This window comes from Paenibacillus sacheonensis (assembly GCF_009909195.1).
Taxonomy (GTDB): Bacteria; Bacillota; Bacilli; order Paenibacillales; family Paenibacillaceae; genus Paenibacillus_Z; species Paenibacillus_Z sacheonensis.
This window is the reverse complement of the sequence record NZ_JAAAMU010000006.1, coordinates 49,843-68,644: the sequence shown is the minus strand read 5'-3', so window position 1 is coordinate 68,644 and position 18,802 is coordinate 49,843. Positions and strand designations below refer to the sequence as shown.

General features: G+C 53.0%; 13 protein-coding genes. 12 read left to right on the top strand and 1 reads right to left on the bottom strand.

The genetic code is table 11. The features are described from left to right. Nucleotides 1–795: 795 nt before the first annotated feature. The 4 genes from GT003_RS13265 (at nt 796) to GT003_RS13250 (ending at nt 4,750) form a co-directional block, all read left to right on the top strand. Nucleotides 796–1,596, top strand: a complete 801-nt coding sequence (locus tag GT003_RS13265) for a hypothetical protein (RefSeq protein WP_161698424.1) — start codon at nt 796–798, stop codon at nt 1,594–1,596. Between the two features lie 70 nt (nt 1,597–1,666). Next, entirely contained in the window at nt 1,667–1,825 is a 159-nt protein-coding gene (locus tag GT003_RS13260) for a hypothetical protein (protein ID WP_161698422.1), read from the top strand. 110 nt (nt 1,826–1,935) lie between these two features. Beyond that, nucleotides 1,936–4,104, top strand: coding sequence for a DUF5906 domain-containing protein (locus tag GT003_RS13255; protein ID WP_161698420.1), 2,169 nt, complete (start codon nt 1,936–1,938; stop codon nt 4,102–4,104). 304 nt (nt 4,105–4,408) lie between these two features. Then, nucleotides 4,409–4,750: a hypothetical protein gene (locus tag GT003_RS13250; RefSeq protein ID WP_161698418.1), complete on the top strand. Its 342-nt coding sequence runs from the start codon at nt 4,409–4,411 to the stop codon at nt 4,748–4,750. A 452-nt stretch (nt 4,751–5,202) separates the two neighbouring features. Here the strand turns inward: GT003_RS13250 and GT003_RS13245 are convergent, their stop codons facing one another. Continuing rightward, nucleotides 5,203–6,636 carry a recombinase family protein gene (locus GT003_RS13245; RefSeq protein ID WP_161698415.1) on the bottom strand — a complete coding sequence of 478 codons (1,434 nt, stop codon included), beginning with the start codon at nt 6,634–6,636 and terminating at the stop codon, nt 5,203–5,205. A 65-nt stretch (nt 6,637–6,701) separates the two neighbouring features. Between GT003_RS13245 and GT003_RS13240 the strand changes: the two genes are divergently transcribed. The 8 genes from GT003_RS13240 to GT003_RS13210 all read left to right on the top strand — a co-directional run bounded on the left by GT003_RS13240 (nt 6,702) and on the right by GT003_RS13210 (nt 18,633). Continuing rightward, nucleotides 6,702–7,814 (top strand): ATPase, T2SS/T4P/T4SS family, encoded by a 1,113-nt coding sequence (locus GT003_RS13240; protein ID WP_161698413.1) that lies wholly within the window; start codon nt 6,702–6,704, stop codon nt 7,812–7,814. Then, on the top strand, nt 7,811–8,746 hold the full coding sequence (locus GT003_RS13235) for a type II secretion system F family protein (RefSeq protein WP_161698411.1): 936 nt from the start codon (nt 7,811–7,813) through the stop codon (nt 8,744–8,746). Before GT003_RS13240 ends, GT003_RS13235 begins: the two co-directional genes overlap by 4 nt. A 19-nt stretch (nt 8,747–8,765) precedes the next feature. Further along, the gene (locus GT003_RS13230) at nt 8,766–9,656 is read left to right on the top strand and encodes a hypothetical protein (protein WP_161698409.1); all 891 of its coding nucleotides are present in this window, start codon (nt 8,766–8,768) and stop codon (nt 9,654–9,656) included. A 17-nt stretch (nt 9,657–9,673) separates the two neighbouring features. After that, nucleotides 9,674–9,835, top strand: coding sequence for a hypothetical protein (locus tag GT003_RS32135; RefSeq protein ID WP_170312228.1), 162 nt, complete (start codon nt 9,674–9,676; stop codon nt 9,833–9,835). A gap of 31 nt (nt 9,836–9,866) precedes the next feature. Beyond that, nucleotides 9,867–10,013 (top strand): hypothetical protein, encoded by a 147-nt coding sequence (locus GT003_RS13225; protein ID WP_161698407.1) that lies wholly within the window; start codon nt 9,867–9,869, stop codon nt 10,011–10,013. Further along, entirely contained in the window at nt 10,010–10,435 is a 426-nt protein-coding gene (locus GT003_RS13220; RefSeq protein WP_161698405.1) for a hypothetical protein, read from the top strand. Before GT003_RS13225 ends, GT003_RS13220 begins: the two co-directional genes overlap by 4 nt. Before the next feature lie 95 nt (nt 10,436–10,530). Continuing rightward, entirely contained in the window at nt 10,531–11,010 is a 480-nt protein-coding gene (locus tag GT003_RS13215; RefSeq protein WP_161698403.1) for a hypothetical protein, read from the top strand. 399 nt (nt 11,011–11,409) lie between these two features. Next, nucleotides 11,410–18,633 (top strand): sugar-binding protein, encoded by a 7,224-nt coding sequence (locus GT003_RS13210; RefSeq protein WP_161698401.1) that lies wholly within the window; start codon nt 11,410–11,412, stop codon nt 18,631–18,633. Nucleotides 18,634–18,802: the final 169 nt, after the last annotated feature.

Below are 18,802 nucleotides of genomic sequence, written 5' to 3'. Positions count from 1 at the left end.
TTGTCCATATCGATTGGTATAGTTAGCCTTTGGAATAAGGCCATTCTTATTGAACCTACTAGAAACACCTGACAATTTATCAGCCCCAATAAGTAAATTTAAAATGGGTCAGCTCCCATTTAAGAGAACAGACGAGAGAAGTGTGAAAATTCGATACTCCTTTGAGAGGGCAACACAATGCTAGTTGAGGAGATCATGAAAGGCTAACGCAATGCTACTCACTGAATGGAAGAAATAACGCATATGTAAGCGAGACGAATACCATACATATTGTTAAGGCTGTTACGAACAGCGTTGTGCAGAAAATTTGGGTGAGAAATATAAAAAAGATTTCAACGATTGCCTTGATCCGGCGTATAAAGACCCTATCTGTTCTAGGACACGAGCACTTTTTGTAGTAAAACAAAGGGGCACAAAGTGGCGCAGAGAGAATAACAGAACGTAAAATATATTGAAAATACTTGTTCTCATCCCTGTCCAAGATGGCCAGGGCTTTTTTTCATGCCCATTTATGAAAATTCAAATTGAGATATGACATATGGATGTTGAGTAGTTTTGTAAATTTTCACCCCAACAAAGTGTGAGTTTCGGACAAATGTGTGCTTAACAGTGTTGAAGGCATAGAGCGGTTTTGTGATTTTTTATCCAACAAAGTGTGAGTTTCGGACAAATGCGTCCTTAACAGTGTGAAGGCATAGAGCAGTTTTGCGAATTTTTTCAAACAAAGTGTGAATTTCGGACAAATGTGTGCTTAAGCACTGTGAAAGGACATTTCAGATTGAAAGGGGTTAGTGGATGATGCAACAGATTCTAAAGCATGAAGTGAAATTCGTTCGTTACCAACGGAAGGCAGACACAAGCAATGGCAGGATGGAAAACGTAATACTCAGTTTGGCTTATATGGAAAATGCGTATAGAAATCGCTTTCCAAAAGGTGAAAAGAGTTTTAGTCAATGGCTCACGACTTGGTCAAATGCTAAATGGTCAGTTAAGCAATGGTATATCGCGGAACTATTGCGCTCACTTTCGGGATGGAAGAAGGTCGATGGTCACAACAAGTGCAAGGATGCTTATTACGCAGACAAGCTTTTAAAAGGTTTGATTACGCCATTTACCGAGGAAGATTTGAAGAAGAGATCGTATTCTCCAAAGCTGGCAGATAGCAAATCCGATGAATCTGGGGCTCCGCGGATGATATTGCAAGGGAATGACCTGGTCAACTCGTACGAAAGCTGGTTCGACAATATAACCAAACAAAGAGATGTCAGCCGACAGCGAGGCGTCAATGAACAGATTGTTGTCGACCCGTTGGACACATACCTGATCAAGGAGGCCATAGCCGAGGAACGCGAGAGTAAAATCAACCTGTTCATGGCGAATAACTTTAAACCGCATGAGATCGATATTGCTCTGGAATATCTCCATCGAAGTAAAGGAGTTCGGCGTGGTCTGCAAAAGGAAATGTTAGAAGATTTATCGATCAGTCGAGGACAACTTCAGTATCTAATCAAAAAAGTTAACAAATTGCTGAAGGAGAGTAATTCCGATGAATCATTTGATTTTTATGCAATTCGGCTACTGCAAGAGGCTATATAAGCTAGGAAGGTAAGTCACTTTTTATTTAGTCAAAACGACTACACAATTGTAAATAAAGGGGCAATTAACAATGAGCAAAGTCAAAGGTTTCCACTTCAAGGTAGATAAAGAAGAACACAGGATCGTCCAGTCGTTCTTCAAAAAGAATCAACATTTGAACATGTCTGGTACGTTCCGTGACCTGATCCTGATCCACATCAGCCAACAAAATTTGAAACAGCATGGTTAGTGAAATGAGTGTTGCAAGCAAGACAAAGACAAAACCATGCTGCAATCAATTGAAGTAGCTGTCAAAGAAGGTTTCCTATTTTCAGAAATAAAACAGGGGAGAGTTGAGAGATGTACGTGAAATTCGAAGCGGGTAAGAAGTGGGCTAATTCCAAAAAATCTCTAGAAAAATCAGAATCGATTACCACTTTCGATGACTGCGGATATGTATTAGAACCGAACGAAGTTGTGATTGACATTGATATCGATGATAGGAAGAACGTGGGACACACCAAGAACAGCATCCTGCAAATGCTTGCAATCGAAGGCATCGAAACACAAACGGTTGAAACCACTCGCGGTTATCATCTTTACTTCAATTATGATGGTCTAAACCAGGATGAAAAGTTCGCTCCAGAAAGTAGGGTCACAATCGGGTCATTAGTCTTCGATGTGGAGTTCAAAACGGTAAAATCTAATCCGTGGGTAACGATCAAACTGAACGGTGAGGAGCGGAAGATTACAAACGAGGGCAAACGTATGATGCTCCCTGATTGCTTTTTGACCTCCACTACGATCAAGAAAATACAGCCACCGAGCGAAATCATTCCATTCGATGGGACATTCGATTTTGATCTATTCCAAAAATGTGTCAAGCAACTGAAGGATACCGGATACCTCGATGCTGGTGGTAATTATCACAATTGGTTTACCTTTATTGCTGCTGTTGTAACGATGGTCAAGGAAGGTAGGCTCACTGACAATCAAGGTCGAGCAATCTGCACCATGATTGATTGCGGTGATGAATCCAGTCATGACAAATATACTCGTCTGATGTATGACAAGCAGACAACCAGCTATGGTCACGTTGTTAATGTCATGAAGAGCAACGGCATCACTGAGATCACTAAGGTCAGCGTTGATAAAAAATTTCTTCGTCAATGTCAGTGGTGGGAAATGACCAAACACGGTGAGAAGTTCCTTCACTATACGATGGGCGATTACATCAACGATAAGTTTCAACTCATTCGCTATGGTGACGAGAACGGCATCCTCTATTATTACGATGCTGTCGAGGGGTATTACAAAATGGACTCTAAGGGTAGTCTGTTGGACTCTACGATTCGCCAATTAGACAAGCGATTGACAATCCATCAGGTGCGGGAAGTACAAGCGTATATCAAGGCATCAGTTCCAATCGTTACGGAGTGGGATCGCCACCATATCCCGGCCAAGAACGGATTGTGGAACGTGGATCAGAAGTGCCTTGTCCCATTCAGTCCCGACATCTACCTTGATTTCAAGATCGATGTCAATTACAACAAGAATGCTTACTCGTCCTTTATTGATCAGACGTTGAACAAGATTTCAAACTTCCATGCTCCGACAAGGACAAACCTTGAGGAGATATTAGGAGCTGCTGTTTCACCGGAATTATTAGCACGATATGCGTGGTTCTTGTTTGGACGTACAGCCCACAATGGGAAATCATTCTTCCTCCATTTAATCTCCCAACTGATTAATCCGAGATTCATCGGGGGCCTATCTCCGCATGATGTAGCAAAGAGCCAATTCAAGATTGCCGAGTTGTATGGCAAGAAGGTCAACCTGATTGACGAGATTGGGACATCTCCGATCCCCGACTTTGACAAGATAAAGAGCCTAATCACAGGTGGCTTCCAACCGATTGAGTTCAAAGGCAAGGATACGTTCACAGCTAAGATAGAGGTGGTTCAAGTGTGGGCAAGTAACTTCTTCCCTAACATTCGCGAGGAGGGCAACCAGGTCAATCGTAGACTTGAGATCATCCCATTCGATTTTAACTTTAATAACGATCCTGACAAGCTACCTGATACCGTGGCAGAGAATATGGCTAAGACAGTGGATTCCAATGAATATCTTCTTAAGCTTGCAATTGAGGGAATGTACCGCCTAATCGAAAACAAAGGTGACCCATCCCCGAATGAGAAGCGGATTGAACAGAAGGAAGAGTTCGTGTTGAACAATGACAAACTTGGTGACTGGTTAGCTGACACTGGATACGACAAGACACTTGCTGTCAAAGAGGATGGTTGCTTTGATGTCATCGATTACGAGTCCTGTTCTGATATTTATCAACGATATATTGAGTGGGGCACAAATCGTGGGGAAGACCGCCGTTACATGTATTCTAAGCAGCGACTTGAAAACGAGTTAATGAAGCGGTTTAACCTCAAAAAAGACCGTAAACGTCTACTTGATATAAAGTCTGGTAAAGAGGATGGCAACGCTGTTAAGAGATATATTCGCAATACTGGGTAAATCCCGTGTCAGTTTTTGACACAAGAATCCTGGTTTGACACAAGCCTGACACAGAAAAAGTCCAGTAACGGCACGGGGTTTACCCCCTTCTGTGTCAATGTGTCAATCATTTTAAAGAAAAGAGCACAGTAGGTAAATTCCTTTTTTACCCATGTAGCCAGCGACTTCAATAATCTCTGACACATTGACACAAGGACGAAAAAAACCAGTAATGGCGCGGGTTACGGCGTTTTGGACGGACACAAGAACTGACACAGGAATTTTCTATTCTGACACAATACAAAACTCAAAGGAGATATGAACAATGAATAACAATAATCCATTCCAAGCTCAACTAGAAATCCGGGCAATGCTACCCAACGATTACGAGCAGATCGCTGACCTGTCTCAAGAACAGATTGGTGCTGTAAGAGAGTGGTGTACGCAGCTGACCCTAATTAAGAGCATTAATACTCGCACCTCTTCGTATCGTTTGAAACATCTATGCGAACGTGACATTGGGTTTTATGTCCCGAACGGAATCATCAAGAAAATCATGGGGGAATTGGGCTTCAAGATGGTTGATCGATATTCTAATGGAATCAACGAGTTTTACAACGTATCACAAAAGAGTATCAAGAAACGTCCATCGAGAGTGCAATCCTGATGCGATAACTGGGTTTCCACTATTGGACCAGAGCGAAAATGTGTGATTAAGGGAAATTTTTTTGTCTTGCTATCAACGTGGGGTGGCGGGTTGAAGGCTGGAAATCGATGTAAAAAGGGGCGGGGGGTTAGGAATTGCAACAGATAATTTTTTCTCGATCTTTTGACATGCTGTTGTGAATTTGAGCCTTTGTCCTCCTTAGTTTAAATGCAAGCCCAATATACCTCTGAGAGGATGGAACAATGAACCTTGACGGATTTTCTAATCTGATACAAGAGCAGCACATACAAGCGAACGACGCAATCCTTCAATTATTATGGCAAGATTATAAGGAAGTCGTAAAACTATTCGGGTACCATTCTGCTGAAGCCAAACGTATACTAATAAAAATCAATTCCCTGAAACCAAAGAAAACAGCCTAATCCAAATCGGAATAGGCTTCTTCCGCAAAATCACTTTGGAGCAATCATTAATTCGATAGAATCATCTTCATTTCTTTGGTAGTACACTAATGCAATGATTAGTTTCAGAAGTCGATTTATCTCTGTTAAATTTGTTAACTTCTTAACCTTCTCCAAGACTGTCAACCTATGTTCCAACATATCAGAGTCAGTAAACAAGTCGCGTTTCTCTATTTCGTCTTTAACCTGTTTCAACGTTTGATCTATGCTAATCAATTCTTTGTCAATTGCAGCTTTATCAGTCAGATATTCCTCCTTAGTAAAGATCCCTTCCGTATAGGCTTCTCGCGCCTTCTTGAGCTTGTTAGTGAGCTTGGAGCGGGATTGCTCTAAGGTCTCCATTTGAACGGTCAAATCGTCTCCTATAGCTGATGAGCTTTTGTCCAACGCCTTCTCCCATAACTCTCTCCAGTGCTTCTCCACAAATTCCAATTGACTGTAAAAAGCCTCTAGAACAACAGACTCTTGAGCTCCTTTTGCTCTACACTTAGGGCACGCCTTGATATACATACGTCCACGATCCAAATTAAAACCGGTCTTAATATTACAAACATTACAATATAGGAGATCTTTTAGGATTGTCCTGACTTCACCACGAGATCGCGCCTTTACATCAATGTCCCCTCGCAAACGCCCTTTCATGGCAGCTTGAACTCGGAAGTGCGTCTCCATTGGGACAATAGCTTCAAAAGCATTAGGTACCTCTATTACGTCAGTGATAATACCACCTTTGGTTCTTGGCTTATTGTACAATTGATAGACTAGGGTACCTGTATATTGTTTGTTTCGGAGAATGTTCTCAATCGATTTATGAGCTTTGCCCATCCTTTTGGCTATCTCTTTGTTTCCGTACCCGTTCTCAGCAAGGTTGTAGATAACCCGAACTATATCGGCATCATCGTTAGGTACAAGCGTCCGCTTCTTTCCAATAATAACTGCATCGTACCCGAACGGCACCTTACCAGCGACGTACTCACCGCGTTTTGCCTTCTCAATAATCCCCTGCCGCATCCTACGCTTAATTGTTCGGTATTCATTCGAGTTGACAGCAGACCCAATGTCGTATAAAAACCGCTGTGAATCAATGTTTAAGTCGATCGTTTCACGTGGTGTGATGATAAGAACATTATGTTCAGCGAGCGTGTCAGCGATTATGTGCGAATAGTGACCGCTACGGGATAAGCGGCTTAACTCGACCGTGACAACGGCTTGAAACAAGCCCTTTTCAACGTCCTGGAGCATCCTTATAAGCTCTGTCCTTTCTTCTAATGCGCTTGCACCAGAAATGACCTCTTCATATTCTATATAAGTGAATCCCCGTTCCTCGCACAACCTTCTTGTTATTTGCCTATGGTTTTGCATTGTCTCATCTGTATCGCCTTCTGATCGGGACTTTCTATTGAATATCGCTACGTGTTTGCTCATTATGTACCACCTCCTAACGATTATACCATGAACATTCTGTATTTGCTATTGATGAGGTCATCGGCATGAACGTGCTGGAGCTTGTGCTTCGGGAGCGGGAAGGGCTGGAGGAGATCCAAGTCGTCGGGACCTCGATCTTCGAGGTTCGGGACGGGGCAGCCCTGCCATCCCCGTTCGCTTTCGCATCGCTGCGCGAGGTGGAGCGGATCCAGCAAAACCTCGTGCTGTACAATAACGATCGCATCAATCCGCGCAAGCGCTGGGCCGAGGTCATGCTTCGGGACGGCACGCGGGTCACGATGACGGGGTTCGGATTTACGGCGAAGCCGACGCTGACCCTGCGGTTCTATACGGTTCGTAGATTCGAGCTGGCGCAGCTGAGCGAGCCGGACTACGGCACGCTCAGCGACAGGATTCGGTTCATGCTGCTCGCCGCGCTGCAAGCCAGATTCAATATCGTCGTTATCGGTCCGACCAACTCGGGCAAGACGAATCTCATCAAGGCGCTGATCGGCGAGCTGCCCGACGAGGAGCGGCTCGTGACGATCGAAGGCAGGCATGAGCTGATGCTGCAGCGGGACTTTCCGGCGAAGAACGTCATTGAATACGAGGTGGACGAAGAGGATCCGCTTCATCGATCGGCGCAGGCGTTCAAGCTCGCGCTCAGGCAGTCGCCGCAGCGCATCGTTCATGCCGAGATCCGGGACGAGGATGCGAACATCTACGTGCGCGCCTGCACCCGAGGGCATGCGGGAAGCATGACGACGCTGCATGCCAGCGCGCTTGAAGACGTTCCGGAAGCGATCGCGGATATGTGCCTGCTGGACGGAAGAGCCATGAGCCCCGAACGTCTGACCAAACGAATTGCCGAATACGTGACCCAGCTCGGTATCGAGATGCGGCTGGTAGCCGGGCGGCGGAGGCTGGTCCGCCTTGGGGAGCTCGGCTGGGAGAACGGGGAGACCGCCGTGAGGGAATGGGCGGTATACGATGAAGGAAGCGGGGAATGGCGGTATCCGCAGCTGCCATCGGCCGGCGCATTGGCCAAGCTGAGGCTGGGAGCTGATTCGGAGAGGAAGGCAGCATGGCCGGATCCTCGCGAGAGCGCCGGACCGACAGCCAATGCCGCCCGTGTCGTTCTTCAGGTTCATGAAGCAGGGACGTGGGCTGCCACATGATGAAGCTGGGGTTGATTCTCGTTGGCGCCGCCTTGTTTTGCACGCTGTTTGTTGCGGTCCGGGCTCTGCTCGGCGCTTGGTTCCAGCGTCAGCAGATCGTCGGCCGATTGAATTACCGGAGGGAGCAGCGATTCGGCGAGCGGCTGGCCAGATACTTGCAGCGCTTCGACAGAGGCTACCGTCATTTGTCCGAGCTGCTGGAGTCGCTGCAGTCCGGCTTGCGCCCAGGCTCGGTCGTGCTGCTTAGCTTGCTTCTGCTGCTTGCGGGCGCCGCTTTCGGCGTCCTGTTTTTCAAGAGCTTGAAGGGGCTGGTTCTCCTGGGCGGCGTGCTGGGTTTGCTGCCCTATCTGCTGCTTCGGACGATGCAGGTTCATCGGCAAATGAAGACGCGCATCGATTTCCTGCCCGCGATCGAGCTCTTCTACCAATGCTGCCTGGTCAGCGGCGGACGGCAGATCCGCACCGCGCTGCAGCGAACGGTAGAGGAGAAACGGATGCTCGGGCCGATGCAGGCCGTATTCGAGCAATTGTACCGGAATGTCTCCGTTCGCGGAGACGATGAAGCCAGCCTGCGAATATTCGCGGCGTCGCTCGGCCATGTATGGGCGGATTATTTTATCAATATCGTACGCGCCGGCCTGGCCGAGGGGCATCCGATCGCAGGGAATTTGAAGGATCTCATCACGGACATGCGCAAGGCGCGCCGGGCTAATCAGCAGGAGCGCAACAAGCTGCTGGAGATCCGGCTGGCGAGCTTCTCGCCAATCTTGTTTCTGCTGCTGTTCATGGGCATTAACTTCCATTACAGTCCCGAGAATGCATATCGGTATTACGTGCTGGATCCCGGGGGGCGGAACATGCTCCTCAACGCCGCCATTATGATTTTCCTGTCCTTCGTGATGGGCCTGTGGCTGTCGCGCAAAAAAATGTGAAAGGAGCATGAGCGCTCCGATGAGCAATGAAATCACTATCGTCCTCATGTGGGCTGCCCTCGTCATTCAATACGCGCTTGGCTTCGTGCTCGTGGTCTCCTTGTTGAAGGCCGCTTCGTTCAAGAAGCCGCGGTTCGCCCATTTGGCATTATTGAAATGGAAGACCCATACGGTGGACGACCGCTGGCTGCGAATGGCGAGAGTGAGCCGCGTCTCGCAGACATTCAAAGAAAGGGAGCGCTTGCTGGCGGGCTGCGGCTATACGGGCGATGCGGCGCTGTACGTACTGCTTCGCCGGGCGATTCTGGCAGGAACGCCGCTGTGGACTATATTGGCTTACGGCATGACGAAGATTTTGATCGCCGTGCTGCCTGCGGTGTCGGCACCATTGGCGCTGGCTGCCGTCTTGCTCCTGCTGCTGTGGGATTTGCCTTGGCTGGAAGCCGTACGCCGGACGCGCGCGGTGCGCATGACCAAAGAAATTCACATCGTCAGCAACCAGCTCCTCTACCTCGCAGGCTCCTCGCTTCATATCCATACGAAGCTGATGCGATGCCTGCCTTACACGCGCACGATGCGCGGGGATCTCCAGACGCTGCTCGGAGAGTGGTACCACGATGCGGAAAGCGCGCTGCGGCGCCTCAAGCTTCGGCTCGGCACGGAAGAAGGGCTGAGCTTCGTCGAGACGATCGATTCGCTGCGCCTGCACGAGAGCGAGCGGTATTATGAGCTGCTGCGCGAGCGGATCCAGGATTATAAGGAGAAGCTGGAGCTGGCGAAGGACAGCCGCAAGGAATCGACGTCGTACCTGCTTTTCGTCCTCGCGGGCATTCCCATCATGTACACGTTTCAGATTTTTATCTATCCGTGGGTCAAGGAAGGCCAGCTGCTGTTCCAATCCCTGAACTAAGAAGGAGGTGAGTAAGCATGCGTAATATTTTGATTACGGTCATGATGCTGGTCGTCGTGGTTCTGCTGTTCAATGCCATCGTCTCCAAGGATACGACCGGTACGAAAGCGCAGATTCAATCGCAGGGAGATTCCGCGAATACGAAGATCGGCGCTCTGCTTACGACGACTACGCCGTAAGGAATACGATGCGAAGAAGGAGGCGACGCCGATGCGTTCTCTGCTCATGACGCTGCTGCTGATCATCGTCGCCGTCATGATCTATAGCGAAGTAACGGGCGGCGAGGACGGCATGAACCGTCAATTGGAACAATCCGGCCATCATATGGGCGACGGCATACGGAGGATGAGCCCTTGAAGAGCTTGCTGGTGTTCGTGCTGCTTGCAGCGATGATGTGCTGGTTCATGTTCTCGCCCATATATAAGCATGTGCTCATCGTAAGGCAGGCGGTGCTTCAGCAGGAAGTCGATTACTTGCTGGAGGTCGGCGCGAGCGGCGATTACGGCTTCGTCGATGCGGCGATGCTTCAGGACGCGAAGGAGCGTTTGGCGGGTTATGGCCTTGATCCGGCACGCATCGCGTTCGAGGTCGTCTCGGACAACGGGGCGGATGCGACGAATCCCTCGCAGCCGCTGCCTCGCGGCGCTCCATTGTCGGTCAGCGCCAGCTATCCCGTCGAAGGGCTGTTCAATATCGACCGTTTGATCGGCGTGGGGCCGCCGCCGGCCGATGCGAGACTTAAGGCTTCGGGAACGAAAATGAGCGAGTATGTGCCATAATCTACTGACGCGTTGCAGCGGGGGATCGAATGAGCGAGCAGAATAGGATACTCGTCTCGCATCGCATCGCATCGGAAAAGGAAAGGGGGCCGTTCATGTACAAGCTGGTGCTCGTGATGCTGATGGCGGTCATCTGGATGCTGCTGCATGCGCTGCAGACGGATGAGGAGATGGCCGTCGCCGCATTGTTCCAAGGCAAGCATGCGGTGAACCGGGCTGCCCATGCCGCCGCCCAGCAGATCGATGCGGCCGCGCTGGCGGACGGGCGGCTTCATATCGACGAGGCGATCGCCCGCGCGGAAGCGGACGCGTACTTGCAGCGCAATTTGCAGCTGGACGAAGCCGGTTTCCCGCTGCCGGATGCGTATCTGCAGGAGCGGGTGGACATCGTCGACTTCCAGGTAATCAACGACGACCGCTTGTTTCCCTACACGTACCGCAACGAGCGATACGATTATGAAGTCACCTTGCATCGGCCGGGGGTCGTGCTTATTGCCCGAATGGTCTATCCGAGAGTGTTCAACGTCATCGATCCGATCGAATGGATGATCAAGGGGGCCGCCGAGCTGACGTAAGTCGTTCGTGCGGCTCGCATATCGGCATATAAACATACGAATAGCAGGTCCTGCGGCATTCCGTCATGCAGCAGGGCCTTTTTGTACGGCTGGAATCCTGTCTCAAAGGTTCCGTACCGGGTTTCGACAGGCAGCGACAAGATTGCGGCGATAAGCGCCAACGCTCGACAAACCGCTGGGACGACTTTGTTTTTTTACCATAGAAACTAGAATATTACCGTATGTAAGTGTTTTCATTCTTTTTCTATAATAAATGGGGACAGACGTTGTGGATGTCAGATAAGGTCGCGAAGGGAGAGGTTTCCGGTATAATCGCCGCAGCATTCGGGGCGAGCGGAAGACGCTGCAAGGAGTCAATTCGCATGGAAGACAAACAGATCGAAACAGGGAGGTAGCAAAATGGGAATGAAGCGCGAATGGCGACGGTTTAATCGTTCCATGGCGTTATTGATGACGTTTTCGATGATCCTATCGAGCTTTGTCGGTTTCGGCTTCTCAAGTAAGGTCCAGGCTGCGGCCGGCGATGCCGATCGCATTACGACGGTGACGTCTCCGGCGTATCGCTCGGACATTAACGACAATACCATTACCATCTCGTTCCACAATACGCTCGGTACAACCGCTAAGGTCTACTCGCAGAAGCAGCCAAGCGATTTGAATCATAACAGCAACGGCACGAAGGATCTCGTCGGCGAGGTTACGCTGGCGGGCGGAGACGGAAGCGTGCAATTCCCGGCTTCCGAATATCCGAAAGGCCCGATTTCCGTGCGCATCCAAGTGTTCCAGGGCAGCACAGAAATCGACAATGCCTACCTGCAGCTCAACAACAAGGTCGGCGTGGCGTGGCGGGCAGGACTAGATAACGCCCCGGTCAATCCGGTCACGAGCGGCATGCCTACCGTCTTCCAGGACGATTTCAAAACGATGCCGACGATCAACAAGACCGGCATCGGCGCGACGTACGCATCGGCCAAGGTCGACGAGGCGCGCGGCGGCATGTTCGGCTGGGCGGCGTTCGAAGATGCCGACGGCCCGAATAATCCGTTCTCGATCAGCGATAACGAGTACATGAAGCTGTCGACGATCTATCATCCGACGGGCTATGTCCGCAACGACTATTGGAAGCAGAAGGTCAGCACCGGCTACCTGTCCTCCATGGACCAGGCGGGCGGCGGCTTCCATACCGAAGGCGGACGCAATCAGTATTTCGAAGCCCGCATGTTCTTCGGTCCGAACCCCGGCATGTGGCCGGCATTCTGGACGTTGACGGCGAACGGTTACGTTCAGAATCCGGACCTGGCCAACCAGCCTAGCGACGAGCTGGATATCATCGAGGGCTACTTGGGTACGCCTACCGGCTACCAAATCGCCTGGCATCCGTGGGGGTACGACAAACCGGCGGCTGCGGGCTACGACGCCAGCAAGCTCGGCGGCGGCTACAGCGCCAACCTCGATACGGCTCCTTTCGGCAATATCAATCTAGCGATGGGCTTCCATACGCTGGCCGTCTACATTACGGAAGACTGGACGTATTACTACTGCGACAACGTGGAAGTAACGCGCCACAAAACATTGCCATTCAGTTGGCAATACGGCAATTATTTCATTATTAACGCCGCCGTGTCGGATCACTACGGCATCAACGGCAACGCAGCGGATCCGTTCGAGAATTTCGACGTTCCGGGCGGCTTCACGCGCTATGGCAACGAGGCCGATACGTACGTGGATTGGGTACGCGTGTATCAAGACGCGCCGGGTACGGTTCGTTTCGAAAGCGATGCTTCGGTCAAGGCGCTCTCCGGCGACGTCGTGCGCGTCAACGTGAGCCGCAACGATGCAGCGAAAGCGCTGTCCGGCTCGTACCACGTACAAGCGCCGGCAGGCTGGAAGATCATGAACGGCGAGCAGTTCGTCGACATAACCGGCACGTACAACGCCGCTTTCGCGGCAGGAGCAAGCAGCGACACGCTGACGTTCCTGGTTCCGAACGACTACGATGAGACGGCCGATATCACGATCACGCCGGTGGCGAGCGGCGGTACATCTTACGAGCCGATCGTGATCAGCGCGACGGCAACCGGCGCGACGGGCGAATTGATTCGCGTCGATTCCACTACCTATCCATATCGCAACACGGGCGGCGGCGATCAAGGGTCATGGGCAACGTACGACCCGAGCACGAACCTCGGCACGTATTTCAACTTCATCAACGGCGGCTGGTGGCGCGACGGCTGGAGCTGGATGTACGTTCGAGAAGACGCTTCGACCGCGTTGGAGTTCAACTTCAACGGGACATCCATTGCCCTCGATATGACGAAGTGCACCGAGTGCGGCGAAGCCGACATTTACTTGGACGGCCAGCTTCAGACGCATATCGATACGAACGCAACGCAGGATCAGCCGTTCCGGGCGTTCGAGAAGAGCGGACTCTCCGATGGCGACCATACGCTCAAGATTATGGGCGCGAACAACGCAGCTACGCGTTTCCTGCGTATCGCGGGCTTCGAGTTCCGCCATTTCGAAGATCCGAACCTGCCGAAATTCTGGACGGAAAATACGTTCTTCAAGGCAGCTCCGGGAGATGAAATCTCGGTGAACATTAACCGCAACGGCGCGGCGGGAACCCGCTTCGGCACGTACAGCCTGACGTTCCCGACAAGCGGGTGGCAGGTGAAGGTAGGCGATAATTGGCAGGCGGCAGCGAGCCAGTCATTCTCGACCAACCATTACGAGGATACGATTCAACTTAAAGTGCCTTCCAACTACAAGAGCAAGAACGGTCAGGTGATCATTACGCCGACCATCAGCGACGGAACCTACCCGCCGATGAAGGTGACCGTGCAGGCACCGGACGATCCGGAAGCGCCGGCGATTACGGGCGTCGGCGAGAAGCGTACGGTAGATGGCAGCACTTATCCGTATGTGACCGCGTCCGGAGGGACGGACGGCGCTTGGACCTCGTTCGACCACAGCTCGCAGCCGAACGACTACTTCTCGTTCCATGGCAACTGGTGGAAAGACAGCTGGGCGTGGATGTATATCACGGCAGGCACGGATCAAGACGTAACGTTCAACTTCGAGGGCGATGCCGTTGGGCTGTACGCCCGCTACATCGACGGCGGCAGCGCGTTCGACGTTTATATCGACGGCGTCAAGCAAGGCTCGGTCGACACGAACGGCAGCAGCGGCAAGAAACGGGTATTCAGCAAGAGCGGTCTTCCCGTCGGGAACCATGCGCTTAAGCTGGTCGTCACAAGACCTGGCGGTTCGATCGTGTTGGAGGGCTTCGAGTATGATTACGTGAAGTCGAACGAGATTCAAACGATTCGCGTCGATTCCACGACGTATCCGTACAAGAGCACCTCGGGCGGAGACGGCGGCAACTGGGGACAGTTCGACAAATCGACGCAATCCAAAGATTATTTCGCCACGACCGGCGGCTGGTGGCATGACGGTTGGGGTTACATGTACGATAACGCCAACAATAACGGCGACGTGAACGCATTCACGTTCGACGGTACGGCGGTATCCGTCTTCATGCGCACGTACGATAAAGGCGGATTGTTGGACGTCTACCTGGACGGCGTTTTCCAGACGACGATCGATTCCAAAACGGCAGACACGGTATCGAACGCCAAAGTATTCGAGAAGACGGGCCTGCGAGGCGGCCAGCATAAGCTCGAATTGAAAGTGAAGACCGAAGCCAACAGCGGCCGCGATACCGCCATCGTCGACGGCTTCGAATACGTGTACGATCCGAACGCGGTCGTTCCCGGCTTCACGGCGCCTGCCTCGATCAACGTCGTGCAGGGCGAGAACGCCAGCATCGCGATCACACGCGACGAGAATGCTCAAGAGATGGCCGGCACGTACGAAGTGACGTTCCCGGACACGAACTGGTCCGTCGTATCGGGCGGCAGCTTCGCGGCCGGCAGCGCGAGCGACACGATCGTCGTCAGCGTCCCGGCGGCTTACGCGCTGCCGAACGGCCAGATCAAGATCGCGCCGATCGTCAATGGCGTGAAGTATGCAACCCAAACCGTATCCGTCGTGGCGCCGAAGATCGCGCTGCCGGACCTGGTGACGCTGCAATCGCCGGCCTACCGTGCGGAGCTTGACGGCGAGACGACGCTGAACTTCACGGCGAAGGGCGGTTACACGGCTGCCGCAGGCTACATGCTGCATCAGCCGGATGCCCAGCACGCGGACGCCTCCGGTTATATCGTCAAGCTGGCCGACGTCACGCTGGACGGCGATGGCAAAGGCTCGATCACGTTCGACGCCGACCAATTCCCGCACGGCCCGGTAGCCGTGAAGGTGACGGCGACGAAGACGGACGGCTCGAAGACGATCGAGGATTACTTCCAGTTCTATAATAATGGCGGCGCGGATTGGAACATGGGCCTGGAGAACGCGCCGATGCCGTCGCAGCTGGACGGACTGGACATGGACGTGACGTTCGAGGACGACTACAAGACGATGCCGACGATCTCGAAGACGGGCATCGACGGCCAAGGTCAACGTACGACGTACGCTTCGCACAAACCGGATTATAAGGATTACGGCAACGCCTTGTTTGCCGACCGCGGCAGCGCGTACGACCCGTTCGAGCAAGTCGAGGATTACTTGAAGATCAAGACGAAGTACTACGAACAGAAGCTTCCGGCCAGTGTCGACGGCTACCAGCGCAATTATACGACGGGCTTCCTCAGCTCCGTCGGCGATGACGGCGCAGGCTTCCGCACGAAAGGCTACACGGAACAATACTTGGAGGCGCGCTTCTTCGTCGGTGCCAACCCGGGCCAATGGCCGGCGTTCTGGACGCTGACCGGCGTGAACGACGAGGCGACCGACGAGCTCGATATCATCGAGGCTTACCCGCCGAACGTGTCGGGTTATTCCATCGCCACCCATCCATGGGGCTACGATAATTTGGACGGCGGCGGCAAGGCGGTCAATACGGTCGACCTGATCGGCAGCGACGCCGGCAACATCTCGATGGGCTTCCACACGTACGGCGTGCTGGTTCAGGAAGATTACACGACGTACTACTTCGATAACAAGGAAGTCTACAAACAGAAGACGCTGCCGTTGTCGTGGCGCAAAGGAAGCTACTTCCTGATCAACAACGCCATGACGCAAAGCGACGCGTTCCCTCCCGGCTACGGGTTCGACCGCTACGGCGATCAATCCGATATGTACATCGACTGGGTGCGCGTGTACGAACAACCGCAAGACTCGTCCGACGTGATTTTCGACACGGCAGCGTTCAGTCCGGTCAGCGTAACGCCCGGCCAAGACCTGAGCCTGGACATCAACCGCGTGACCGAGGGCGCGAAAGGTCTGAGCGGTTCATACCAAGTCGACATGCCGCAAGGCTGGTCGATCGTCTCGGGCGGCACGTTCAGCGCAGGCTCTTCGAAAGACACGCTGGTGCTGCATGTCCCGGATAACTACGCGAAATACACGTACGACCTGAAGATTACGCCGACGGCGAACGGCACGAACTACAAGACGCTCACCGTGCAGACGAAGAACACGGACGATTCGATCGGCGTCGAGATTTATCCGGTGCAGAATGCGGCCAAGACCGGTTACGACGTCAAAGTCGCGCTCACGAACAAGCACGACTCGGGCAGCGTCGCAGGCGGAACCGTGCAGGTCGAGGAGCCGGCGGCTGCAGCAGGCAGCTACAGCTTCGGAGACATCGCGGGCGGCACGACGCAGTACGTTACGATTCCGGCCGCGATGCTATCGGCCGACAACCGCACGCATTTCACGTTCCATATTACGAACGCGGACGGTTACGACCGTTCCTTCAATAAAGACATCAGCGATTTGACGGCAACCCGCGTCGATCCGGAACATCCGATTCTAAGCGGCGGCACGCTCGACGGCTCGATCGACGCGGACGCGTGGTCCGGTTCGCAAGTCGTTCACTTGATCGGCGACCAAGCCGGCGACCGCTCGGGCGACCAATACGTCAAGTGGGACGACGACTATCTCTACCTCGCCGTGCAAGTGACGGACGACGTGCACAGCATGTCCGCGGCCAACGTATACGATTCTTGGGGCGCGGACAGCCTGCAGGTGTCGTTCGACCCTGAACGTCCGGGCAGAACGGCATCGAGCGACAACCATCCGCGGTTCATCGCGTCGCTCAACGCGACGACCGGCGAATCGGCGCTCGGCAACGAAACATGGGGACCGGTTACGACCGGCAACCTGAACGACATCAAGTACAAATTCACCCGTGACGAAGCGAATCACTTGACGAACTACGTGGTCGCCTTCCCATGGAACAGCATCCTGACCGATGCGCGCAAGCCGGCGACGGCGGATCTGACCGATCTCGGCATCTCCGTCATCGTCAACGACAACGACGGCGCAGGCCGCGAGGGCTGGATTTCCTATATGGACGGCATCTCGACCGGCAAGGATCCATTGAAATTCGGCGATCTGATCCTCTCGTCCGGCACGTCGCTGCAGCCGGAGGAACCTTCGGATTCCCTGCACGCGACGATCGATGCTCCGGCGACGGCTTTTGTCGGCCAACCGGTCGATCTGAACGTCGGCGTTGCCGGCGTGACGGATCGCTTCTCGATTGCCGATCTGACCGTGCACTACGATCCGAACAAGCTGGAATTCGCGACGGTGACGGACGAGAACGGCAAGCTTAGCTTGGCCGAAAGCGCTATCGCATCGCTGAAAGAACACTTCGTCGTCCTTGGCACGGCGGTCAAGTCGGAGCTGGGCCAGATCCGTATCCTGCTGGCCAGCGAAGGCGCGGGCAACGGCGTGGCAGCCGACGGCGATCTGCTGGTGCTGCATGGCGGCGTCAAAGGAAACGCAGCCGTCGGATCGACCTCCGTCGGCCTGACGAACATGACGATCGGCGACGACGGCGAGACCGTCAACGTCAATACGGCTGGCGCTTCCGCCAGCATCGCAATCAGCAACGTCGACAAGGCAGCTCTGAGCTCGGCGATCGCAAGCGCGCAGGCCAAGCATGACGCTGCGGTTGAAGGCACGGCGGCCGGCCAGTATCAAGCAGGCGCCAAAGCCGCGCTGCAAACGGCGATCGACGCCGCGGCAGCCGTCAGAGACAATGCTTCGGCTTCGCAATCGCAAGTGAATGATGCTGCGACGGCTCTTGCGGACGCAGTGGCAGCATTTGAAGGCAAAGTGGTTGTCGTGAGCGCGGATAAGGCTGCATTGACCGCGGCGATTACGAACGCGCAAAGCAAGCACAATGCCGCTGTCGAAGGCACGAAGCTCGGCAAGTATGCAGTCGGCTCCAAGGCTGCGCTGCAAACGGCGATCGACAACGCAACGGGCGTGAAGAACAACGCTGCGGCGACGCAAGGTCAAGTCGACCAAGCGGTAACCGACTTGAACGCTGCGGTGCATACCTTCATGACGAAGCTGATTACGCTCGTACCGGGACAAACAAGCATCACGATCAAGGATCTGTCGCTCATCGTGAAATACTTCGGCAAGAAATCGACGGACGAAGGCTGGGATGCCATTGCCGCAGCCGACATCTTCGACAACGGCGAAATCACGATCCAATCGCTTGCCGCCGTTGCCCGCATGATTCTCGATGGCTGGCTTGCGGAATAAGAGTACATTCCATCCAGCGGAGGAAGGCTCAGAGCCTTCCTCTACATCGCGATCTCTACATGCATGATTTCATTGGCTTCATCTACGAACCAAGCTCAGCGTTTCCTGCAATGAAACGAGCTCTGCCGTCTATTTCCGGGCGGCGAGAGCCGTTTCATTTTGGGTTAAC